Annotated in this window: 20 protein-coding genes and 5 pseudogenes; 16 read left to right on the top strand and 9 right to left on the bottom strand. The window is 68.5% G+C overall.

Annotated elements, in window-relative coordinates:
- Positions 1-38: 38 nt before the first annotated feature.
- Entirely contained in the window at positions 39-1,655 is a 1,617-nt protein-coding gene (locus NRF20_RS42705) for a phosphodiester glycosidase family protein (RefSeq protein WP_398633498.1), read from the bottom strand.
- A gap of 439 nt (positions 1,656-2,094) precedes the next feature.
- On the opposite strand from NRF20_RS42705, the gene NRF20_RS42700 reads away from it, so the two are divergent.
- The 5 genes and pseudogenes from NRF20_RS42700 to NRF20_RS42680 form a co-directional block, all read left to right on the top strand.
- Positions 2,095-3,606, top strand: a complete 1,512-nt coding sequence (locus NRF20_RS42700) for an alpha/beta fold hydrolase (RefSeq protein ID WP_398633497.1) — start codon at positions 2,095-2,097, stop codon at positions 3,604-3,606.
- 149 nt (positions 3,607-3,755) lie between these two features.
- Positions 3,756-4,229, top strand: a complete 474-nt coding sequence (locus NRF20_RS42695) for a putative adhesin (protein WP_398633496.1) — start codon at positions 3,756-3,758, stop codon at positions 4,227-4,229.
- Positions 4,201-4,449 carry a hypothetical protein gene (locus tag NRF20_RS42690; protein ID WP_398633495.1) on the top strand — a complete coding sequence of 83 codons (249 nt, stop codon included), beginning with the start codon at positions 4,201-4,203 and terminating at the stop codon, positions 4,447-4,449. Before NRF20_RS42695 ends, NRF20_RS42690 begins: the two co-directional genes overlap by 29 nt.
- 685 nt (positions 4,450-5,134) lie before the next feature.
- The gene (locus NRF20_RS42685) at positions 5,135-5,854 is read left to right on the top strand and encodes an MBL fold metallo-hydrolase (protein ID WP_398633494.1); all 720 of its coding nucleotides are present in this window, start codon (positions 5,135-5,137) and stop codon (positions 5,852-5,854) included.
- A 186-nt stretch (positions 5,855-6,040) separates the two neighbouring features.
- Positions 6,041-6,118: pseudogene (locus tag NRF20_RS42680) on the top strand (IS5/IS1182 family transposase); the annotation flags it as partial.
- Positions 6,119-6,180: 62 nt separating this feature from the next.
- On the opposite strand, the pseudogene NRF20_RS42675 reads toward NRF20_RS42680, so the two are convergent.
- Positions 6,181-6,309: pseudogene (locus NRF20_RS42675) on the bottom strand (carboxylase); the annotation flags it as partial.
- A gap of 532 nt (positions 6,310-6,841) precedes the next feature.
- Between NRF20_RS42675 and NRF20_RS42670 the strand changes: the two are divergent.
- The 4 genes from NRF20_RS42670 to NRF20_RS42655 all read left to right on the top strand — a co-directional run bounded on the left by NRF20_RS42670 (position 6,842) and on the right by NRF20_RS42655 (position 9,184).
- Positions 6,842-7,336: a hypothetical protein gene (locus NRF20_RS42670; RefSeq protein WP_413754293.1), complete on the top strand. Its 495-nt coding sequence runs from the start codon at positions 6,842-6,844 to the stop codon at positions 7,334-7,336.
- A 78-nt stretch (positions 7,337-7,414) separates the two neighbouring features.
- Positions 7,415-8,245 carry a transposase family protein gene (locus tag NRF20_RS42665; RefSeq protein WP_413751748.1) on the top strand — a complete coding sequence of 277 codons (831 nt, stop codon included), beginning with the start codon at positions 7,415-7,417 and terminating at the stop codon, positions 8,243-8,245.
- Positions 8,246-8,377: 132 nt separating this feature from the next.
- Complete coding sequence (locus NRF20_RS42660) at positions 8,378-8,524, top strand: hypothetical protein (protein WP_398633493.1); 147 nt, start codon at positions 8,378-8,380, stop codon at positions 8,522-8,524.
- A gap of 9 nt (positions 8,525-8,533) precedes the next feature.
- Positions 8,534-9,184 (top strand): hypothetical protein, encoded by a 651-nt coding sequence (locus tag NRF20_RS42655; protein WP_398633492.1) that lies wholly within the window; start codon positions 8,534-8,536, stop codon positions 9,182-9,184.
- 57 nt (positions 9,185-9,241) lie between these two features.
- On the opposite strand, the gene NRF20_RS42650 is transcribed toward NRF20_RS42655, so the two are convergent.
- Positions 9,242-9,409, bottom strand: coding sequence for a hypothetical protein (locus tag NRF20_RS42650; protein WP_398633491.1), 168 nt, complete (start codon positions 9,407-9,409; stop codon positions 9,242-9,244).
- Positions 9,410-9,588: 179 nt separating this feature from the next.
- The gene (locus NRF20_RS42645) at positions 9,589-10,131 is read right to left on the bottom strand and encodes a hypothetical protein (protein ID WP_413754292.1); all 543 of its coding nucleotides are present in this window, start codon (positions 10,129-10,131) and stop codon (positions 9,589-9,591) included.
- A 193-nt stretch (positions 10,132-10,324) separates the two neighbouring features.
- Here NRF20_RS42645 and NRF20_RS42640 point away from each other — a divergent pair, with 193 nt between their 5' ends.
- From NRF20_RS42640 to NRF20_RS42615, 6 genes and pseudogenes are all read left to right on the top strand, one after another.
- Positions 10,325-10,741: a hypothetical protein gene (locus tag NRF20_RS42640; protein WP_398633490.1), complete on the top strand. Its 417-nt coding sequence runs from the start codon at positions 10,325-10,327 to the stop codon at positions 10,739-10,741.
- Between the two features lie 122 nt (positions 10,742-10,863).
- Positions 10,864-13,698 carry an NACHT domain-containing protein gene (locus NRF20_RS42635; protein WP_413754291.1) on the top strand — a complete coding sequence of 945 codons (2,835 nt, stop codon included), beginning with the start codon at positions 10,864-10,866 and terminating at the stop codon, positions 13,696-13,698.
- A 251-nt stretch (positions 13,699-13,949) separates the two neighbouring features.
- A complete protein-coding gene (locus NRF20_RS42630) occupies positions 13,950-14,255 on the top strand; it encodes a transposase (protein WP_331737113.1) in 306 nt (101 codons plus the stop codon).
- 62 nt (positions 14,256-14,317) lie between these two features.
- Positions 14,318-14,677: an IS3 family transposase gene (locus NRF20_RS42625; protein WP_413754290.1), complete on the top strand. Its 360-nt coding sequence runs from the start codon at positions 14,318-14,320 to the stop codon at positions 14,675-14,677.
- A gap of 3 nt (positions 14,678-14,680) precedes the next feature.
- Entirely contained in the window at positions 14,681-15,163 is a 483-nt protein-coding gene (locus tag NRF20_RS42620; RefSeq protein ID WP_413754681.1) for an IS3 family transposase, read from the top strand.
- Positions 15,164-15,537: 374 nt separating this feature from the next.
- Positions 15,538-15,965: pseudogene (locus NRF20_RS42615) on the top strand (hypothetical protein); the annotation flags it as partial.
- Positions 15,966-16,853: 888 nt separating this feature from the next.
- Here NRF20_RS42615 and NRF20_RS42610 read toward each other — a convergent pair.
- Together NRF20_RS42610 and NRF20_RS42605 are read right to left on the bottom strand one after the other, a co-directional pair.
- Positions 16,854-17,240 (bottom strand): hypothetical protein, encoded by a 387-nt coding sequence (locus NRF20_RS42610; RefSeq protein ID WP_398633487.1) that lies wholly within the window; start codon positions 17,238-17,240, stop codon positions 16,854-16,856.
- Positions 17,241-17,334: 94 nt separating this feature from the next.
- Positions 17,335-17,820, bottom strand: a pseudogene (locus NRF20_RS42605) (IS3 family transposase); the annotation flags it as partial.
- 47 nt (positions 17,821-17,867) lie between these two features.
- On the opposite strand from NRF20_RS42605, the pseudogene NRF20_RS42600 reads away from it, so the two are divergent.
- Positions 17,868-18,087, top strand: a pseudogene (locus NRF20_RS42600) (IS110 family transposase); the annotation flags it as partial.
- A 12-nt stretch (positions 18,088-18,099) separates the two neighbouring features.
- Here the strand turns inward: NRF20_RS42600 and NRF20_RS42595 are convergent.
- From NRF20_RS42595 to NRF20_RS42585, 3 genes are all read right to left on the bottom strand, one after another.
- Positions 18,100-19,137, bottom strand: coding sequence for a beta-ketoacyl-ACP synthase III (locus NRF20_RS42595; RefSeq protein ID WP_413754289.1), 1,038 nt, complete (start codon positions 19,135-19,137; stop codon positions 18,100-18,102).
- Between the two features lie 181 nt (positions 19,138-19,318).
- Positions 19,319-20,833, bottom strand: a complete 1,515-nt coding sequence (locus NRF20_RS42590) for a wax ester/triacylglycerol synthase domain-containing protein (protein ID WP_398633485.1) — start codon at positions 20,831-20,833, stop codon at positions 19,319-19,321.
- A gap of 44 nt (positions 20,834-20,877) precedes the next feature.
- Complete coding sequence (locus NRF20_RS42585; RefSeq protein WP_413754288.1) at positions 20,878-22,314, bottom strand: prenyltransferase/squalene oxidase repeat-containing protein; 1,437 nt, start codon at positions 22,312-22,314, stop codon at positions 20,878-20,880.
- Positions 22,315-22,318 lie beyond the last annotated feature (4 nt).

Here is a 22,318-nt window from a genome sequence, read left to right as displayed (position 1 = left end):
GGCGGTCGGTGGTTCGGGTGTTCTCGGACCGGGCCGGGTCAGCCCCGGTCGGGCAGGATCAACAGTGCGTCCCCGACGGGGCGTTCACCGGCCGCGTCGGACGGGTCGTTGATCACTTCACCGTCGACCACCATGGTGGTCGACCCGCCGCCGTCAAGATTGACCGCGTCGCGCAGGCCGAGTGCCCTGGCCACGGCGGCGCTCTCGGGGATGCTCAGCCCGAGCGCGTCCGTGCTGCGTCCGTCGGCCGTGACCAGTACCGTTCTGCCGGCGGCGTCCACCCCGGCCAGCGTGCGTGGATTGCGCTTGTGCACCCAGCCGTAGTAGAAGCTCGCGTTGCCGGGCTGCACCATCCCGTCGGTCGCAGGCGTGACGTGCAGGCGTCCGTCGCGGACCAGTTCGGGACCGCCGTTGAGGATGCTGGTCGCCCGGGACGGGGAGACCTTGCGACCGCTGCCGTCCCGCAACGTCCTCTCGACGCGCAGGGGCCGGCCGACCTGCGCCAGGGCGGCCAGCTCGGCGACGCGGGTGCCGGTCGCCTGCACGGAGCTGCCGCCGGCCGGCAGCGGTCCGCCGCGTGGTGAGCGCAGCTCCAGGACCAGTCCGCGGGTATCCAGTACGGCCTCGAGGCCGTCGCCCCGCGGCGTCTGCTGACCGTATTCAGGCGTGAAGGCGATGAGCTCGTCGCGGTCGGTGCAGGTCACGTCGTGCAGGGGCAGCGAGGTCGGAGTGTCGTCGGCGGTGCCGCCGCAGTTCCTGATCAAGCCCGGTACGCGGTCGATACCGTCCAGGGGTTGCGACGCGTCCCGGCCGACGACCCGCCCCTTCCAGGTGAGCCGGGCGACCCTGCTGTGCCGGCCGGAATCGCGCATCACCAGGCCGGGGCGCCCGTTCACCGGCTCGCTCAGCAGCCGGCCGTCGTAGACACCGACGCCGGCCGGATCGCCCGGTGCTCCGGCTCGCGGGTCGAGGACGAAGAACCCGGCGTTGACCGCTGCGGTCGCGCCGGCCGCGGCCGCCAGCTCGCTGGTCTTCTCGCGGTTCTCCAGATCGGGACCGTACGACGCCTTGAGCCCGCCGCGGAACCGGTCCGGATCGATGGTGAGCACGTCGATCCGCCACGGGCCACGGTCCGCGGGGTTGCCGTCCCAGCCGGTGTATACGGCGGACCCGGTGTACCCGGCCCCTCTCAGCCGGGTGAGCTCGGCCGTCGCGGCGGACTGCGAGTCGAACTGCCCGACCCGGACCCGCCACCCGAGCGTTCCACCGGCGTAGTCGGCGACGGCCGGAGTCGTAACTTCCTCGACCCGGGCGTCGAAGCCGTCCCCCTGCACGTCGGCAGTCAGCTCGTCGGCGCTCGCCCGGTCCTTCAGCGCCGTCGGCGGCGCGTCGGGGTCCGGCGAGGTGGCACCGCCGGGTATGGCAACCTCGACCGTCCAAGCAAGCGCCGGGGCGTCGGCACCGCGCACGATCCGCGTGAGGGTGACACCGGGCTGCAGCGTCCGCGTGCTGCGGGTCTCGGTCAAGCCGAGGGCGCCCAGCGGCAGTGCACGCGTCGGCCCCGGACGCGGCTCGGAGGAGGCAGGCGCCGGCGAGGCGCCCACCACAGCCAAGAGGGCCAGGACCGTGCACGCGCCGAGCACCTTGCTGTTCATGTACCCCCCTGGGAAAGATCGGCCCAGCAACGGTGCGTGCGGTAGCGACCACCCGTCAAGACGTGTGCACGTCATACTCTCGGCCGTTGCCCCTGGATCCGCTTGAGCACGCACTGACTCGACCCGTGGTGGGGCCTCAGTCCGGAAACGCGCACCCGCCAACGCGATCGGACGGCGCCGTCGACCCGAACGCCATGCTGTGGCGTCAGGATCGTCGGATCGACACCGCCCGGCCCTTGGCGGAGCGCACCAAGTCCGGGGAAGACTCAGGGATCCGGGGGCAACCCCTGAGGCGCCCCTCTGAGAAGAACCCTGACCAGGTCCCGGGGCCTTCCCTGGTTCCCGTCCTGCGCGGTTGTGACCCCGGTTGGCTCGCTGTCATGTTCGAGCAGGGGGCATCCCCCGTGATCCATTTCGTAAGCCCCTCGGAAGGAACTTTATGCAGTTACTCTTCAGGGCGCTCACCGGAGTGCTCGCCACTGGAGTACTCGCCGGAGCGTTGACGCCGGGCGTCGAGGCGGCGGATGCGGGCCCTCCCGGCAGAAGTCCGACGACACAGGATGCCATCGACTGGAAACCGTGTCCCCAGGACGCCGCAGCGGAATGCGGGACCCTCCGCCTGCCCGTCGACTGGGCACGCCCGTCGGGTGAACGGTTCGGTCTCGCGGTGGCCCGTCGCAAGGCGACCGATCCGGATCGCCGGGTCGGCGTGCTGCTGGTCAACCCTGGTGGGCCCGGCGATTCAGGTACGGACTTCGCCGTACGGCGTGCCAAGTCCCACTTCAGCGCGGAGGTCCAGGAAAAGTTCGACATCGTTGGGTTCGACCCGCGGGGTGTCGGAAGCAGCCAGCCCGTGAAGTGCTCGCAGAAGCTGTGGGACCAACGGCCGTCGGCATACCCCCGCAACCAGGCAGAGTTCGATCGACTCGCCGAGTTCAACCGCACATTACGCCGGGACTGCCGACGACACAGCGGCCCGGTCTTCGACCACGCCGACACCTTGAGCGTCGTCCGGGACATGGACGCGATCCGCAGGGCGCTGGGCGAGAAGAAGATCAACTACTTCGGCCACTCCTACGGCACGCTGATCGGCGAGCAGTACGCGGAGCAGTACGGCGACCGGATCCGGACCATGGCCCTCACCGCGAACATCGACCACAGCCTCGGCGTCCGGGAGTTCCTCGTCTCCTCGGCGGCCACAGCGGAGGACTCGTTCCGCCAGTTCGTGAAGTGGTGCGAGTCCACCAGCTCCTGCGCACTGCACGGCCGTGACGTCACCGCTGTGTGGGACGACTTGCTCGCCAGGGCGGACCGAGGGGAGATACACGATCCGGAGAGCCCTGACCAGGTTCTCACCGCGAACGTGGTCGCACGTGAGGCCTTCAAGAAGTACTACGGCCCGGACTGGGACGAGCTCGCCATATATGTGGCGGAGCTGGACGCACAGGGACCGAAGGAGCGGCGGCAACCTCAGCAACCTCAACCGGAGACGTCGCAGGGAGCGGAGCAGCAGACGCGCGAGGAACCGTTCCACGCGGTGTTCTGCCAGGACTGGCGATTCCGGCCGAAGGACTACCGCGAATTCGCCAGCCTGAGCAAAGCCGAACTACGGGCCGCACCGCACATGCGCGGCACACCACGCGTACACGAAGCGGTGGCCGGCTGCGTCGGCTGGCCGGGCAAGGTGAACAATCCGCAGCACCGTCTGCGCATCACCGAGGCACCCAAAATCCTCATGCTGCATTCGCTGCACGACCCGGCGAACAACTACGCGTGGGCGACCAACGTGCACCGGCAGACCCGCAGGACGACTGTCCTGCTGTCCTACGAGGGCGCGGGACACAGCGTCTACGGTCGCAGCGAATGCACAGGCGACGCCGTTGACGATTACCTCACGGAGCTGAAGCTCCCGAGCGCTGGGAGCCGTTGTCCCCCCGCTGCGAAGAACTGACACCCACCCAGCAGCCTGCCCCGGCAGCACAGCACCGGGGCAGGTGCTCGGCGACCTAAGCCTGCAGGTCGTCACGGACCTCGTCGGCCTCCCAGCGGCTCCGGGAGAGCAGATGCTGCAGCCCGTCCGGGGTGCCATGAGGCGTCGGGGTGCTCCTCGGCGAGGCGGCGCAGGGCCTGCAGCGTGCCGCGCTGGACGGTCCCGGGGTGCCGCTGCGCGGGGAGCCCGCGATCCAGCGCGCGGTCGAGTCGGGAAACCGGCCCATGATCAACCATCAGAACCCGAACGACGACTGGTTCGCCGACGACGCGACCCAGGCCCGTACGGACGGGCTCGTCCTGAGCGGCCACGGTGGCTGGGAGCGAGTGGACGGCTACTTTCGGGTGCCCCGAGGGACGCGGGTGCACTTCTACACGGTGCACGGGCAGACCGTCCCGGACGACCTGGGCGGACAGGTGGGGCAGGGCACCGAGCAGCGCGGCAGCGTCGAGCAGGGCCGCCAGGCCAGCGCCTCGCGCACCGTCGCGGGCGGCCGGAGCGTACCGAACTACCGCATCTCCTACCTCCGGGCTCACCATCAGAGGCAATCCCGCAGTGGCCACGCCCGTGGCCGGCGGGTATGACGTCGAACTCAACCCGGGAACCAACGCCGCCAACGTCATCAACGTGGCCACGCTCCTCGACCCCCAACTCTCCGGACATTCCATCATGTTCGACGGCGATGTGCTGCTGAGCGACATCCTGCAGCAGGACATGGGCGACGTGCACTTCGCGGCCTGCCGCTTCACGGAGACCGGCCGACCGGGCACCAGGAATCAGGGGGACGGGCTCTTTAACCCGTGACGGCCACGCCGAGCGGGTACGTCAACCTCCTGGCTGATCTCCCTTGTTGGATGGCTCCTTGCCGGTCGGGGTGAGCCTGCCCCTCCAAGGCGATCTGGAAGGTTGCCTGCAGCAGGAGGCTGCAGCTTCGCCGCGCTCATCTGGGCGACGTCGTTGAGCCGGAGCGGACGCCGCTGCGGCTGTGGGATGCGGGATGGCTGGGGCGTGGCGGTAGTTCCTGTTCAGCAAGACAGCGCGCGACGAACGCGGGGCGGGGCCAGAGGCAGGTGAAGGCCAGGCGGCGGGCACGGGCTGCGGCTCGACCGCGAGCGTCAGGTGCCCCATGGCCTCATCCGCGCGGGCCGGGGCGATCTGGGCGGTCGCCCCGGCGGTGATCAGGAACCCGAAGCGGGCGCTGAACATGTCGCCCTGCGGCGGCAGAAGGACCGTGTCGCCGACCGCACGCTGGAAGCTCACCTGCTTAAGAGGTCGCGCAGATAGGCGTGCGTTCATGGGCGGCGGACCGGGCGTTCGTCCCATCGGTGGGTCGTCCATGTTCGGACCCTCGTAGTGGCCTTCACGCCGCCCGTTCTCTGCGGGTTGGGCCTGGATCCGAGCTGGGTCCGGCTGCCTCGTTCACGCTGCGCGCAATTCGCCGTCGGCAGAAGTACCTGGACACTCGCCAGCCCCACGCTAGCGTCGCATCATGGAACTCACCCAGGTCACCCCTGCTATCTGGCAGCTGGCCTTCCCGGTCGGCCACGTCTACTTCGTGCGCCTGCCGGACGGTTATGGTCTGATCGACACCGCCATGCCGGGGTCCGCCCCCGCGATCCTCGATGCCCTGACGCGGCTCGGCGGCCGCTCACAGGACCTGCGGCAGATCGTGCTCACTCACTCCCACATCGACCACATGGGCTCGGCTGCGGATCTCGTCGAGGCCACCGGCGCTCGCGTCCTTGCTGGAGCCGTGGACGCTCCGTTCATCTGCGGCACGGCACCCGAACCCCAACCGGTACACACCGCCCCGGAACGCGCGCTTCACGAGCAGATCGTGGCGGGCTTCTCCGAAGCGTACGTCCGGCCCCTGCAACATGTGCCGGTGGATGTGGAACTGCACGACGGAGACACCATTGATGACTGGGGCGAGCCCGTTCATGTCCTGCACGTGCCCGGACACACCCCGGGAAGCATCGCGCTACACCTCTCCTCCAGCGGTGTGCTGTTCCCGGGCGACATCGTCGCCACGGCGGAGGGCCGGGCGATCCTCGGCCCGTTCAACGTGGACAGGGAGCAGGCTATTGCCTCGTTCAGGCGGCTGGCCTCGCTGGAGGTGGAAGCGCTGTGCGTCCCGCACGGCGAGCCGGTGTTCAAGGGCGCGAGCGAGGTGCTGCGGGCGGCAGCTCCGGAAAATGACTGGGTGTGAGTCGAGCGCAGGTCAATCGATCACACGGACAGTCGGAGGGGTGACGCCCCGACAGTGCGGCGGCACGGGCCTTGGTGGTCACGGAGTTGCGACACTCTGTCATCACCAGAGAGGCCCGTGCCTGCACTGCCAGCATGGCTGACCGAACCGCTCTGGGGCCAGTTCGCCGCCCTGTTGCCTGAGCGGCGTGGGATACCTCTGGGCCGCGTGCCGGCCGGAGCGAACCGGCACGACTCTCCACTGCTCGCCCCGACCCTGGACCGGCACTCCTCGACCAGGACCTGGATGCTCTCGATGCCGTCGCGGGCTCCTGCCGAGGCGAACTCAAAGGCTGCGGGCAACTCTTCGACGCGGATCACGCCGATGCTGCCGGCGCGGGCAGCGGGCTTGAGGACGATCGGGTAGCCGATCGTCTCGGCGGCGAGTGCCGCCTCCAGCAGCGACCGGGCACTCATCGACGAGGCCGAGGGAACACCGTGGCGGGCGAACAGGCTCCGGGCGGTCGCCTTGTTGCGGGCGTCCTCCATCACTTCCGGAGCGTTCGAGGCGACGCCGAGCCGGCGCGCGAGGCGGGTAGCCTGCACGAGGTACCACTCGGTCCACGTCACCACGCCATCCAGTCGGTGCCGGGCGGCCAGATACCTGCCGGGAGTAGGGCTTCGTTAGGTCCTGTGGTGGGGTTCGGGGGTGGGTGCGGGGTTGGCCGCATATCGAGCAGGCGCCGGTCCAAGTAGCCAGGAGGGCCTGGAGTTCGCGGAGGACCGCGTAGAGGGTCAGGCCGGCGCGCGCGCTCATGGATCAATTTCCATCCTGATTTCGCAGGTCACGGGGCTGGCGTGAGTCGATGGCGGGGTACTCGGGCTGGTCTGGAACATGATCGGTAGCAGGTGATCGATTGCCACGGGCCTCGTTCGCGGAAGTCGCCGTACGGGCGGTTGTCTCCTCGTAGGGTCCGGCAGGAAGATCCGGCCCGGGGAGGGGAAGTTCATGGTGGATGTACTGACATGGACGGTGGAACGGCGGGTCCTGCTGGCCGACCGCGCCGAGCGGCTGCGTAAGGAGCTCGCCGAGATCGATGTCGAGGTGGCCCGGCTGGAGGCCGCGGAGGTGGTGTTCGGCCAGTACGCCGAGGCGACGGACGGCGGCAGGCGGGACGATCCGGTGGTGGAGCCCGATCCGGTGGAGCCGGATCCGGTGGAGCCGGATCCGCCGGCGACGCAAGCGTCGGGAGCCGGCGGGATGCTGCTCGTGCCGCACCGCGTCGAGGGGATGAGCGAAGAGGTGCTGCCCGCCGACTATCAGCGGATTGTGCAGGTGGTCGCGGGTGCGTCCGACGGGCCGGTCAAGACCCGAGAGGTGTGCGAGAAGCTGGGGCTGGGCGTGCTGCCCGCGCAGACCGAGGCGATGCGGGGCAAGCTGAGGCGGCTCGCGGACCGGGGCTGGCTGCACCGCACCCCGTCAGGCCGCTACGGACCGCGCTGACACCAGCCCGGCATCCGGCCGCAAAGTGGCCGATTCCTGCCACAACGCGAGGGCCCCCGGCGGGAGTTGGCGTGTTTTGTGAAGAACAACCAGCCCGCCGAGGGCTCTCAGGATGCTGTCTACCAGGTTCGCCTTCCGGTGTCGAAGTCGACCATCGACCTCGTCGCCGACCTGATACGCAAGCAGCGCAAGAGGCTGGGCACCCGCTGGCGCAAGGTCACCCCGGGAACCCAAGCGATCATCGTGCTCGCCGTTCTCCGTCATGACCAGCGCCTTCTGGACATGGCCGGCGGCAACGACGTCTCCGCCTCGACCGTGCGCCGATGGGTGATCGAAGTGATCGGCCTGCTCTCTGCCCGCGCCCCGCGCCTGGACCGGGCCCTGAAGAAGATCGCCGACGATGGCGGGGTGGTCGTCCTGCTGGACGGCACTCTCGTGCGCACCCGCCGCCGCACCGGGACAGAGAACCGCAAGAACTACAGCGGGAAACACAAGTCCCATGGCCTGCTGTTTCTTGCGCTCACCGACGAGAAGGGCAACCTGATCTGGATCTCCGCGGCCAAGCCCGGGCGGTCCAGCGAGATCACCACCGCCCGCCACAGCAAGCTCACCGAGCATCTCCGCGAGGCCAAACTCGGGGCCCTGGCCGACCTCGGCTTCGTCGGCCTGGACGACGACCCTGACAACCCGGTGATCATCACCGGCCGCAAGGCCACCCGCAACCACCGGCTCACCGACGCCGAGAAGGAGGCCAACCGCCTGCTCAGCCGTGAACGCGCCGCCGTCGAGCACGGCTTCGCAAACCTGAAGACCTGGCGATTCCTCAGCAAGGTCCGTATGAACACCCGCCACGCGACCACCCTCCTGCGGGCCCTACTCGTCCTGGCGAACAGCGAAGTGCAGAGGTGACAGACGATCTCCCTCTGCCGATCATGTCCTGGCCAGCACGAGTACCCCACTACAAGCTCACACCAGGCCCGTGACCAGCGAAATCAGGATGAAATTTCCTCATGGGACGCCAACGAGCCGCTGCCGCCGCACATGCAGGCCCTCGTCGACGCCGCCAACTACACCGTCTGCGGCGAGGCCGAGGACCCCAAAGGCGTCCCCGTCTACAAGCTGATGGTGGCGGCGCTGATGGCGAGCATGATGCTCCTCACAGAGATCCCCTTTCTGCCCGCCGGTTAGGTTGGCGGGATGAGCGATCAACTGAATGTAGAAGGCCAGGCGGCCCAGGTCGAGGCGGCGTGGGGCCGCATCGTGGCGTGGCTGGAGCAGCATGCCCCCACCTCGTACGCCTCACTGCTACACCCCGCGCCGGAGACAGAGATGGCGAACGCGGACGCGGCGCTGAGGCAGCACCTCGGGTTCGCCCTGCCGTCGGAGCTGGCCGCGCTGTGGCAGCTGTGTGGCGGTGTGGAGCACCAGTACATCGAGGCCAATGAGGAAGAGGGCGAGGTCGGGTCGGGGGCGTTCTTGCCTGGCGGGATCCTGCTCGGCCCGGCGGATGCGCTCAGGCTGCGGCTGCCCGAGATCGGCCGCAGCGACGGGTGGGGCGCCGCAGTGGTTCCGTGGCTGACCGGCGACGAAACAGGCCCCGAGTCCGGGCACTACGTGGGCGCGGACGGTGTCGGCTACTGGTCGCTGCCGGACAACCTGGCCTGCGACAAGCCCGGCTATCCGTCGATCGCCGCCTATCTCGAAACTGTGCACCGCACGCTCACCGAAGGGCCGGCGGATGCCATGGGGCCAGATGTGCCCGGCCTGGTGTGGGGCTGCCTGGTCTGGGATGACCCCGGCAGCCCGCTCCTGGACGATGCGCTGGAGCACTGGCGCCCCGTCCAGTGACCATGCCCCGCCCGGGGGCCCGCCTGGCTGACGGACCTCCGGGCAGACGTGCAGTGGCTACGGCTTCCTCATCTTGCAGATGAGGTTCACCGCACCGGTGTTGCAGTCCTTGAACCACAGCTGACCGGGATTGACGGCGAACTCGTCGTCGTCGATGACCCGCATCTGCGCCAGGAACTCGTTGCCGTACTTGTTCATCGCGCCCTGGTTGACGAACCCCGACATCGAGGAACGGCCGCACTTCTCGCTGAACGTCGGCGCGTCGTAGCGGGTGTCATCAAGGAGGTGTTCACTGCCGTCGTCGGCCTTCGCCGCTACGGTCTGGATGCACTCGCCACCCCCGGCCTTGCCGGCCGGGTTCTTCCCGTCCGCGGAAGCGGGCAGGCCGACGGACTCAGAGGACGTCAGGCGAGCTCGGTGACGTTGGCGTCCGACTTCTCGCAGACCTCGGCCATCGCGTTGATGAAGGAGATCTCGGTGGCCAGGAAGAAGTTCGCGGCCCGCTTGGCGAGCTCGACGGTTGCCCAGTCGGTGACGATCGTCGGCGTCCCCGACTCAATGATCTGGCCGAACGCCCGCCGGAGGATCGCCTCCGCCCAGGAGTGGGTGGTGTTGAAGCCGAGGACAAGCCGGTCGGGGCGAAGGGTGCCCTCGACCGCGAAGGAACTCCGGGTTCCAGGCGGCCTCGATGAGGTCCCCGGCCGGGGCCATCCCCTGGAGGAGTCGGCGACGCGGGGTGCGGTGCCGACGGACGTCGTCGTGTGGTCGGCCCCGAAACGGCGCAGCCCGCCCCTGGCCTGGAAGTGAGGGTGGCCGGCGATGCGCAGCTCGCGGACAGCGTCCGCTGCGGGGCCCCGACTGGCCTGGTGAAGGACGCCGATTCGCCCGACGGCGCGCTGCTGGTGGCCCATTGAGACCGAATTGGCCGTCGAGATCAACTGCTGCACGCGGAAAGAGAACTGCCGTGGTCAAGAAGCACGGGAGAAAGCAGCGCGCCCATCAGAAGGCTCGGCGCGCACCGGGGCCTCACGCCAGTCGGCGGCCGCCGGTCGCCTCGCCCCATATTGCCGGGGAGACGCCCCAAGTGCGCCTCAGCCCCTCTACATTGGTCCTCGGATCACTATCCGTAGGGGGTGGGGGATGGACCCGATCGTGCTGGCGGCGGGAACCGCCTTGGTGAGCGCCATGGCAACGGATGCCTGGCTGCAGGCGAGGACCGCGACAGTGGCGATGTGGCGCCGGATACGTCCGGACCACGCCGACGGCGTGGGAGCAGAGCTGGACGTCCTTCGCAGGCAGGTGCTCGCCGCACGTGACGCGGACGACGAGGACACCGAGCAGGCGCTGGCCGGGGCCTGGCGGATGCACTTCCAACAGTTCCTCGCCGACGACCCCGGCCTTGCCGCCGAACTGCGGCTGTTGCTGGACGATCATCTTGGCCCTGCGCTGTCCGAGACCGAGCGGACCCGGGTCGCGTCGGTCGTCATGAAGGCGGAGACTCACGACAACTCCCGCGTCTACATGTCGGGCAGGGACCAGCACATCACTGGTGCATGAACATCCCCGGGGGAGAGCCGAATCCCCATCAGGAGGCTCACGCCCACGACAACTCCCGCATTTACATGTCGGGCAGGGACCAGTACATCAACGTCTCTCCGGGTCGGGCCGACCGTGATCAGGTGTCCGTCCGGGGGTCGGGCCGCGCTCTCGCGCGGATGCTTGCGCCGTTCTGCATACTCATAACAGGCGTCGCTCTGGTGTGGGTGGGGTACGACGCCGGCGGCTGGACCCGAGGAGTGCTCCTGCTGGCGGGCGTGACGTGTGTCGTGCTCACAGGCCCGCTGCTGCAGCCTGCTGTTCGGCGCTGGCGCCAGGCGCGGCTCCGACGAAGCCCCGGGCTCACGCGCCGCCTGGACCGGCAGCTCGAAGGAGCCGCCGAACAACTCGCACACGAACTGGGTGTGCTGTGGGATCGCGAGATGAAACTCCGCAGACTCCAGCATCCGGCTCCGCTGCCGGTGCGTTGGGTCAACGCCGAGGCGTTTGGGGATCACTGGATGAACATCCGCACGAACGACGGGCGTGATGCACCGCTGGATCTCTCGGGTAGCAGTGCCCTCAACGAGGTTTACGCCAGGAACCCTTCCGGTCGATTGCTCATTCTTGGCCAAGCCGGGGCGGGCAAGTCCGTACTCGCGCTGCGCTTCGCCTACGAGCGCCTGCGGGCGGCCGAGCCGAGCGACCGTGTCCCCGTACTCTTTCCCATGGCCTCATGGGACCCGGTGACGCAGGACCTGGAGTCCTGGGCAGCCAGGCGCCTGGCGGCCGACCACCCGGCACTCGCCGGGCGGGCGGTGTCCGGCAAGACGGTCGCCGCCGAACTCCTCCGAGCGGGCAGGCTGTTACCCGTACTGGACGGCTTCGACGAGATGAGCGCAGCCACCCGCCATCATGCTCTGCGCAGACTTCGCGCCTCGCTCGGCGAGGCGGATCCTTTCCTGCTCACCAGCAGGGTCGATGAGTACGAGGCCGCCGTCAGGCAGGCCGACATCGTACTGCCGGCAACGGCGGCGGTACGCGTGGAGCCACTGAGCGTGCAGGAGTCGGTGGACTATCTGCGCCGCACGACACGGAAGCTGGTCGTCGGCCGTACCGTGGCCACCAAATGGGACCCGGTGTTCAGCCGGCTGCGCGAGCACCCGCGTGACCTGCACGTACTGAAGCTGCGAAACGTACTGATGACCCCACTGATGACCGGTCTGGCCCGTATCACCTACAGCGACACATCCCGTGATCCCGCGGAGCTTCTGGACCACCGCCGCTTCCCCACTCGAGAGGCGATCGAAGACCACCTGCTGGACCAGCTCGTCCCGGCGGTCACCGATCATTCGGAGCAGACCACACGATGGCTGGCGTTCCTGGCCCAGCGCCTCAACTCTTTGGAGACCCAGGACCTGGCATGGTGGCGGCTGAGCCCGGCGGCTCCGAGAGTGGCCCGGGCGGTGGGGGCAACGCTGGCGCTGGGTGCGGCCACTGCTCTCCTACGGTGGCAGGTCGACCAGCCGACGTCCTGGTTCGGCAGCGAGATGCGGGTCTGGGTCCCGTTCGGTGTGCTCTGTCTGCTATCGGTCGCCGATGTGGCGTTCGGCTCCTGCGCACCCCTACCGCGGTATATCCCGCTTACTGAGCCGGCACGGATGGCCCGGCCCGTGCTCGTCGTGGTGGCGGTGCTCGGCGGGTGGCTGCTGTATGACTGGCTCTCGGACTTCCTGCTGTTCCAGGTAATCTTCGCAGTTGGCTCCTTGGGCTTCTCCGTCGGCCACTGGATTCTGCGGCGAAAGAGGCCTCGGCCCAAGGCCGGTAACCAGCAGACGGTGCGAGAGTTCCTTGACGATCCTCGTGACCGCACAAGCGGTGCGGCCACCCGCGGCCCAGAGCGGACGCTGCGCGAAGACCGCCTGGCGACATTGGTGTCGTTGGGGCTCGTCAACATATTGGCAGAGGGCTCGGCGGTTTTGCGGGCAGCCTGGCTCGTGATCTTCGCGGGGATTACCCCGATGTTTTTTTCCACCCGCCCAGGCACCTGGCCCATCACGTTCGTCGTCATGCTCGTCGCTCTCGCCGTGCTCGGAACATCGTCGTCGGCCTGGTGTGGGTTCGGAGTGGCCAAAGCGTGGCTGTGGGGCGCGGGGAAGCTTCCATGGAACGTGCTCGGGCTCCTCGCGGAGGCCCACCGCCTCGGCGTACTGCGCCAGTCCGGCGCCGCCTACCAGTTCCGGCACTCCCGGCTCCAGGAACGACTGGCCGCGCTGGCCGGGGATCAGCCCGCCCCGGCTCGGGTGCCGTCCAACAGCTCAACAGACGAGGACTTCCGCTCTGCCCTCAGCTTCATTTCCGGATGCGTCATCACCGTCGGATCCATTGCAATGTGGTGGACCATAGGTCTGGGTCAGCTGAACGCCGCGCTTGGACCGTATGGGGAGGCCGGGCCGTACAAGGCGGTCGCCCCCGCCTGCGAACTGGTCGACCGCGAAGCCCTGCGGAAGGTCGTCCCGGACCCTCACGGAGAGCAGTCCGGGGAGGACTACGGCGGCTTCGACGTGAGGCAGTGCTCCTGGAACGTCGGCACAGCGACTGCCGGAGATCCCAGCGTGGAGATCAGCGTCACACTGCACCGACCCACGTCGGCGCTCACCGCGGTGCAGGAGGCCGAGAAGAACTTCGACGACAGAGTCGGCCTCGGCCTCCGGTTTGTCGTCCCTGAGCACACCACGTACCCCACCGGACTGGGTGACGAGGCCATCTCCGTCGTGGAGTACAGCGAAGATCGCCCGCGGGTCGTGACAAGCCTCCGGTTGGAGAACCTGCTGCTGACCATCAGCTATGAGGTGAGCGGCATAAAATGGGGCGATACGCAGGGCTACGCTCGCAGCACCCGGATTACGCAGGACCTGGCCCGCACCGTCGTGTGGAAGCTCTCCGCCGCGGTCCCACAACCAGGGGTTTCACCGTAGGGCCGACCCAGCGTCGGGAGGCGGCCACCGGCGGCTCTGTGCGGGCGTTTTCGCCGTGCGGTGCCGGGCAGGGTTGGGGACAGTGGTGGTCCAAAGCATCGGAGGTACCCGAGATGCGTGTCCGTCTCCGTCCCAGCCCGACAACCCCGGAACGGACCGCTGACGCCAGCAACCCCCGGACTGAAGTTCCCCCCGATGTCAGGACAGCTTGATACTGGGACGTATGGGTCCCGGAGGAAGCAGTCCAGGTAGTGAGTAAGAAGAGCAACACGAGCAAGCGGTACACGGCGGAGTTCAAGAAGGACGCCGTCGATCTCGTCCGTTCCTCCGGGCGGACGGTGACGGAGGTCGCGCGAGAGCTCGGGGTGAGTTCCGAGGGCCTGCGGGGCTGGGTCAGGCAGGCCGGGATCGATCGGGGCGAGGGGCCGGCCGGGGTGTTGACCACCGCTGAGCGGGAGGAACTGGTCCGGCTGCGACGCAAGGTCCGCGAGCAGGAACAGACGATCGAGGTGCTGGGAAAAGCGACCGCCTTCTTCGCGCAGCAGAAGACGAAGTAGCCGCGCGCTACCGGTTCATCGACGCGGAGAAGGCATCCGAGGACAATCCCGGCGGCTACGGCGTGAGTCTGCTGTGCCGGGCGTTGAAGGTGGCGCGATCGGCGTATTACGTCTGGCTTGCCGCGCGGCCCGCCGCCGAGGTGCGCCAGGCGGCCGAGGACGAGCTCGCCGGGGAGATCCGGCAGATCCACGCCGATTCCCGTGGGGCTTACGGGGCCCCGCGGGTGACCGCGAAACTGCGACGCGGGGGCAGGCGGATCAATCGGAAGAAGGTCGAGCGGATCATGCGGGAGCGCGACATCCGCGGGATCACCCGCCGCAAGCGCCGCAGCCTGACCAAGGCCGACACCAAGGCGGCCCCGTCGCCGGACCTGGTCGGGAGGGACTTCACCGCCGCCGAGCCCGGCACGAAGCTGGTCTAGGACATCACATATCTGCCCACACTCGCCGGTTGGTGGCATCTGGCGACGGTCATCGACCTGGCGACCCGCGAAGTCATCGGGTACGCGATGGCCGACCACCATCGCGCCGAACTTGTTGTCGACGCCCTGAAGATGGCCGCCGGCCGCAGCGCCCTGAGGAAGGACTGCATCGCACACTCGGATCGCGGATCGGAGTACACGTCGAGTGAATACCGCAAGCTGATAAGGGAGTTGAAGCTGAGCCAGAGCATGGGACGAACCGGGTCATGTTACGATAACGCCGCAGCCGAAAGCTTTTTCGGTTTACTGAAAGCGGAGATCGGGACCACCGTCTGGGAGTCCCACGAGGCTGCTCGCGCGGACGTCTTCCGCTTTATCGAGGTCGAGTACAACCGAACCCGTCTGCGCAAGCATCCAATCTACGGCTACGTCACCCCGATCGAGACCAGGGCCCTGGCGGCCCAAGATCTCACCCACGCAGCGTAAACATTCGCTGTCCGTGATCGTGGGGGAACTTCAGGACACCACTGCGATGGCCACTGGGCGAAGCCCTCATCACAAGCCGTCCAGCTGATCCCGGATACGCCGGCGTCGCCCCCGACGTCCTCAGGGAGCTGATGGACCACCGGCCCCCCAGGGCTACTACCGGGTCGGCGCCGTGCGTCGCCAAGGCGGTCGACCGGGTCACCGCACTCCCATTCGAGTGCGACGGCCAGTGGGTCGGCGCATAGCGAAGAGCCCGTACTGACCCGCTGGCTGGTCACGCCGGCTGACGAGTCCGCCGACCTCGCAGGCGGCAAGCAGGTCGGCCGGGCCGACCTGGAGGAGCTACGGGACGCCGCCGACGAGGCCCGCCGCTGTACGGCGGGCCGACTGGACACCCGGGCCACCGGCACCCCCATCGGGTCACCGCGCTCGCCATACAGGCCGCCGGACTTGAGCATCTTTGTCCCGATACCGGTTAACCCTGGCAACCCAGCCTCCTCTACCTCGCCACACACCCGCACTCCGCTGTGGGGGACCTGGCCCCTCTACTGACGCCGGTCGGCAAATCGGTTCTCAGCGTGCCGGACGAACTCATCACCACGACCGTCGACGTGCGGCCGTGGCTCGACCAGAAGTGGCGCGCGATCCTCGCGCACCGAAGCGAAGCAGCACGGGAACGCCCCCTGCCGGGCATCCTCTCCCGCCTGCCGGCCGGCACCGCGAACGCATCATTGCGACCGAGTACTTCACACGCCTGGACACCCGGCCCATCCCGGGTGATCTGCGGCACCTGACGCGGTGACGGTGCTGAGCCACGTGCCCTGTCACCACCCTGGCGGGCCGCGAAGGGCGCGAGGCGCAGGCGACGGCGACTCCACCGCCGACAACCGCGGTGCGGCGCTGCCCGGGGCAGGATTTGAACAGCGGAAAGAAGGCAAGGCTGTTCGCGCCCGACGGGCGCGTGGTCCTGGTCATTGACCCCGCTGAACCGCTGGTTGTGCTGCCCTGCGGCACCGTCGAGCCCACCGACGCATCCCCGGGGCCGCGCTGGTGCGCGAGGCCGCTGAGGAAGCACAACTGCCCCTGGCGCCGGGGAAAGTCGAACGACTGGGATGGGTTTACGACGCCACCAGTGATGTCGGCGGCGGCATCGGCGAATGCGCGCAGCTGCGGCTGGCCGCGCCGATCACAGCGGCCGACCCGTCCGCGATCGACCCTGCCGGCGACCGGCGGTTCGCCCGGCTCCTGGTCCCAGCCGAGCAGGGGCTCCAACAGGCAGACCAAGCCCCCACCTGGCCCGCAATCCGTGGGGCATCCCCCTCGCAGTGCCGTCCCGATCACGGAACTCCCGACTGAGGAAGTCCCGTGGCGACCTGCATCCCGTTCGTCGGAAAGGCAGCATCGTGGATCTCTACGTCGTCGATGCCTTCGGCGACGGTCCCGCCCCGGAGTCCGGGCTGGTGATCGTGGGGCGGGGCTGCTGGCCGGAGCCGACCTTCCGGTGGCCGGGATCAGCAGGTCGGAGAGCTGACTAATTTGGCGGACCCGCTCCGCCCCGGGCAGGACCCCGGAAGTACTCACTGTGGCCTGTGCCGCAGACACCACGTCGGCATCTGCGGCGCACGACACCCGGACGCCCCGGACCACTGGGCGCCACCAACTCACGGAGCGGCCGCACTTCGGCTGTTCGTCAGGGCTGCGAACGGCCACCCGGGGAGCTGCCCGACAGGATCACCCTGTGCGGCTCCCCGGTCGTGTTCATACTGAACTCCTCCATCAGTAAATGCGCCGCCCGTTCCGCCGTCTCACCCGGCAGCCGCCCGTACTCGTACACCCGCGAGACCAGAAGCCCGGCGGTCAGTACGTCATCGGGGACGCCGCGGCTCCACAGGTCGGCCGCCTCCGCGTACATGGCAGCGGTCGGCACCGGCAGCTGTGCCATGGCCAGCAGGAAGCCATACACCTCATCGCGCGCCTCGTCGTACGTCAACCCGCCCTTCCCAAGCGCCGCTTCGCCGTATCCGGCCTTGCCGGGCGTCGGTGGGTGAAGTCTGATCTGCATCCAGTTCCAGGGCATGCCCGAAGCCTAGAAGCAACCGGCGCGGCGCACGGGCCGATCACCCGAGTGAGTGACAGCCCCATCCCCTTGCCTCAAAGAGCGGTCGCGGGGGAAGCCGGCTGATCTGCTTCTTCAGCTCGGCGTCGCGGACCGACCGGGCGCTGGGGGCGCGGTTCTTGGCGGCGTAGTAGGTGCTCGTTGCAATCTTCAGTCCGTGGCTGGTCAGGACTCGGCAGATCGGCTCGACTCCGAACACCTGGCGGTGTACGTCGATGAACGCTACGAGCGCTTCGACGGCCGGTCGAGCTCGGCCGCGAAGAAAGCCGAGGCCGCCTTGAGGATCTCGTTGGCCCGTCGCAGCTCGGTGTTCTCGGCTTTGAGCCGCTTGATCTCTGCGGCATCCTCGGAGGTGAGGCCGGGTCGCCGGCCGGCGTCGACCTGGGATTTGCGGACCCACGTCCGCACTGTCTCCGATGCCCAGCTTCACGGCGACCGCCTTCATCGCGGCCCACTCGGTCGGATAGTTGGGGCGGATCTCCGCGACCATGCGCACCGCACGCTCACGAAACTCGGAAGGGTAGGGGGACGGACGTGCCATGACTCGATCCTCTCAGGGAATCGAGCCTCCACCAGACCCGCAGCGGTTCACCTCGCGACTCAGGCAGCTCAGAGGCAATCTGCATCAGCCCCGGCGCTACCACCGCGGCCCGCAACGCGTCTTCTGCACCTCCGCGCTGATCAGCATCCACAACTACAATGCCTCGCGGCGCTTCTACGAGCGCAGCGAGCGAAAGGCAAGCAACACATCCAAGCGGTCCTCGCTCTGGCCCGTCGACGAGTGAACGTCCTGTGGGCTCTGATCCGTGTCTGCCCGCAGTCAGGTGAGGGCCTGCAGACCCCTGGGCCACACGAGCGTGGTGGCTGCCCAGGTGAATCCGGCGCCGAAGGCGGCCACGAGGACTCGTTGCCCGGCGGTTAGCCGCCCGTCGGCTGTGGCGTGGGCCAGCAGCAGGGGGATGGAGGCTGCGGAGGTGTTGCCGACGCGCGCGATGTTGGACGGTACACCCTCCGGTGGAATGCCCAGATCATCGGCCACCGCTGCACTGATGCGCGCGTTGGCCTGGTGGACGATCAACCGGTCGATGTCCCGCACGGCCCATCCGGCCGCAGCAGCTGCGTCGCGGGCTACTTGGCTCATGTGGCGTACCGCGTGGCGGAGCACCACGTTGCCCTGCATGTGGACGTACCGGCCCGCTTCGGCGCCCGTCACTGGGCTTGGGGATCGGCGAGAGCCTCCTTCGGGGACGTAGATGGCGCCGGCGTGTTCGCCATCGCTCCCCCAGGCGACCGGCCCGAGCGTGCCGGGTTCGCCTGCCCGTCCTGCCTCCAGTACGACCGCGCCGGCTCCGTCCCCGAAGATCGGCGCCGTGGACCGGTCGGCGGGGTCGATGATGGCCGACATTGTCTCTGCTCCCACGACCAGGACTGTGTGGGCGGTGCCTGACTGAATGAGTGCTGCTGCGACGGACGTTGCGTAGACGAAGCCCGAGCAGCCGGCGGCGACATCGAATGCGGGGACTTGGCGCAGGCCGAGCCTGTGGGCCACCGTCGGCGCGGTGCTGGGCACCGGGTGGTCGGGTGTGGTGGTGGCCAGTAGCAGAGCGTCGACGTGTTCCACTTCCGCCGACTTCATTGCACGCAGCCCTGCCTCCACTGCCATGTCACTCGTCGCCGTGGCGGGATCGGCGACGTGCCGTGTAGTGATGCCGATACGCGCTTGGATCCACTCTGCGGACGTGTCAAGGCGTGAGCACAATTCCGTGTTGGTGATCTGGCGCAGTGGTAACCAGCTGCCGAGACCGATCAGCCGGGCCGCCCGTGAGGGCGGTGGCGGCAGAGCATCAGGTGAAGTCACGGGGCTCACAGTAGACACGCGGCTACGGGCGCAATCGGTCGTTTCATCGGTGTCACCCGTTCGTGGCGGAAGGTCCGAACATGGGGCTTGCCCGGCTCTGGGTGCTCCCTTCGCCGGCCGGGCTGCGGCAGAAGGGCGGCAGCGGCGCGGATTGCTGCTGGCGGCCGGGCGGATGCGGTCATCAGCGGTGTTGGGGAGCAGCTCGTTGGGCTACGAGGTTGACCAGGTCGGCAACTGTGGGGGCTTGCGCGAGGTCCTGTTCGGTGATGAGGAGGCCCAACTGGTCCTCGAGGGCCATGGACAGCACAGTCACTGCCATGGAGTCGATGCCGGCCTGCGTCTGGGTTGCGTGCTGAGTGATCGGCGCCGCGGGCAGGGCGGCATGGTGCACCAGGACGTTCTTGATGAACGCGAAGTCGACGACGGCTGAGGTGCCCTCGCCGACTGTGGCGAGCGGAGAGCGCTGCACTTCAGGGCCTTGTGACTGATTCGGCAGTTCTGGCTGTCCGCCGTCCTGTGGCGGGGAGAGCTCTTCCGCGGCGTCGCTGAACAGTTCGGGAAGCCGGTGAAGTCCGGGAACAGCCGCGTCGGTGACGAAGCAGACGCTCGTCGTGCCGTTGTAGCTGCAGGCGACGATGGACGCCGGCTGGTTGCGCGGGAGCCAGTTGAACGGCTGGATGTGGGTGACCGGGTGGTGGCCGTAGTGCAGGGGCCGGTGGATCGCGACGTATGAAGTGATGACCGCTGCCCGGTCGGGGTCGGTGAGGATGTGGGCCACTGTGCAGAACGCTCGAGCCGGGGTGAGGTCCATCAGGACGCGCATGGCCCTGTGATGGGAAGGGTCTTTGGTGGCCCGGGTGGTGGCGATGACGCGCTCGAGACGGCTATCGGCTGCCGGCTCCTGGCACGGAAGCGGGGCGGGGGCGAACGTGATCAGATTCCCGGGCCGCTGCTGTTCCTCGGCTCGGCGCAGATTGACCATCGTGAGGGCGGGCAAGGCCCTGCCGACGCCTCGGGGCCAGTGCTCGGAGCACCACGTGCGCAGGGCTCCGCTCAGGACAGCCAAGAAGGCGTCGTTGGTGTCGCCGCCGCACTGGGTTGCCGGGCCGCGCAGCCGCTGGGTGGGCAGGTGCGCCCAGCCGACCACACGAGTGCCGCCCAGGGGCCGCGCGGAATCGTTCCAGAAGTTGTTGGCGGCGCAGGCGGCGAGGGTGCTGCGCACCGTGCGCAGGTAGGTCCCGGCAGTGGGTCGTGCGACGGGTTTCACGGCGGCGGGCGGCGCTGCCGCCCCGAACACCGTGTGCAGCATGTTGATGAGGCCCATGCCGTCCTGGGTGCTGTGATGTGCTCGCCAGCAGATGGCATAACGGTCCGGGGCGTAGCCGCTCAGCAGCCATACGTCCCACAGCGGGCCCTGGTAGGGCAGCGGATGCGCCAGGAGGGCGTGCAGGGCGGCGTCGAGGTGACCGTCGCCGGGCGGGACGTGGCGTTCACGGACACGGGTGTGCAGATCCGGGGCGGGGTCGTGTTGCCAGCGTGCTTTGAGCCCGGGGCCGTGGAGAAAGTGGGTGAGGCGAGGGTCGAGGTGCAGGTGGTTGGCGATGTGGCTGCGGAGTTCGCCGACGGGGGGCGGGGTGCCTTCGAGGTGGAGGAGCACTCCGATCGTCTGGGAGATCAAAGGCTGGGTCTGGGCCATGTGATGCATGGTCAGATCCATGGGGGTGGGTGGCTGAGGAAGGTTCACGTGGTGTTCTCCGTGGAGTGGGCCGCACCAGCGTCATGGTGCTGAGCCCTGTCGGTTTCGACGGGTCGCGAGCCGCTGTGCCGGCGGCCCGGCACAGCGGCTCGACAAGGCCGGATACGGCGGCTGAGGTGGCCCAGCGCGAGCAGGGCGAAGGCGTCGGCAAGCACCGGGACGTCATACGGGAAAGGGCGAGGGCCCAGCATGTCTGGAGGCGAGGTGATGCCGCCGTGCGGGCGTAACTGAGCGAGCAGGTAGCGAGTGGCTCGGGCGGCCGGGGCGGGGTCGGCCTGACCGGTCAGAATGATCAGGCCGTAGGAGGTGCTGATCGCGTCGCTCGGGCTGCCGTCCTGCTGTCCGAAACCTCCATCAGCCCGTTGGGCGGCGCGCACCAGGGACAAGGTCTGCTCATGCATGCTCCGGATGGGAGGAGGAGGCGTCCGGAAAGAGTGGTTGCCGGCAAGGTGTGCCCGGAAAAGCGTGTGCAGTCGACTCCTGCTCCAGCCGGGCGGGAAAGAGCCGTCCGCGAGCTGACTGCCGACGAGGAAGTGAAGAGCCGACTGGATGATGCCGTGGTGCAGGTGGCCCTGCGTGCTGAGCGCGTTGACGGCGGCCGCGGTCATGCACGCCTCGGAAGGCGTGCCCGCTCCATAGGTGGGGAATCCTCCGTCGGAGCCGCGCACGGCGAGCAGGGCATCCAGGCCACGCCGGATCGGGCCGCGATAGGCGTATGGGTCGAGTTGGTGCAGAAATTCGAGCGCAACGGTGGTGCAGTCCGTATCGGGCAACTGCGCGCGGTCGGTGTACGACCAGCCGCCGTCTTTGTGCTGGACCCGCAGGAGGTGGCGGGCGACACGGTGCAGCACAGGGGGCGGTGCGCCAGTGGCGTGGAGCGCAAGTCCCGCGGTGACCGTGGACCAGGTATCGGTGTCGGTGACGAACGGCATGCCGCCGTCGTCGCGCTGGTACATGAGGGCGGTGCCCAGGCCCTCGTCGACCGTGGCTTGCATGCCAGGCACATCTGCGAGTGCGTGCAGGACCAGGAGATGGATGAAGAAGTTTCCCTCCCACACGATTCCCTGCCGCTGGGTAGATGCCAGTAGGGCGAGGTCACCGGCACCGAGCGGAGCTTTGCCCGCGGCCCGGCCGAGAACGGCCTTGGCCGCAGTGACCTGCACGGCAGCCCAAGGGTGCAACGCATCCACATCGAAGGCATCCGGGCCAAAATCGTCATGGGCGAGATCTGCGCCGAGCATGGTGAACACAGCGTGGGCCAGAGCTCGCTTGCGGCCCCCGGCGAACTCCGGTACCTGGGCCGCCATCCCCGCGAGCACCTCATGCTGCACCGGACGTGCGAAGCCGCATCCCAGAGCGGTGTCGGCCAGGGCCGCCTCCAGCGGGTCACCGACGTGCCGGTGGCGCTTCAGGTAGCGCACGATG

It is taken from the genome of Streptomyces sp. R-74717 (genome assembly GCF_047305335.1).
GTDB classification, from domain to species: domain Bacteria; phylum Actinomycetota; class Actinomycetes; order Streptomycetales; family Streptomycetaceae; genus Streptomyces; species Streptomyces atratus.
Note: the sequence above shows the minus strand (reverse complement) of the source record. Positions and strands in the feature narration are given on the sequence as shown.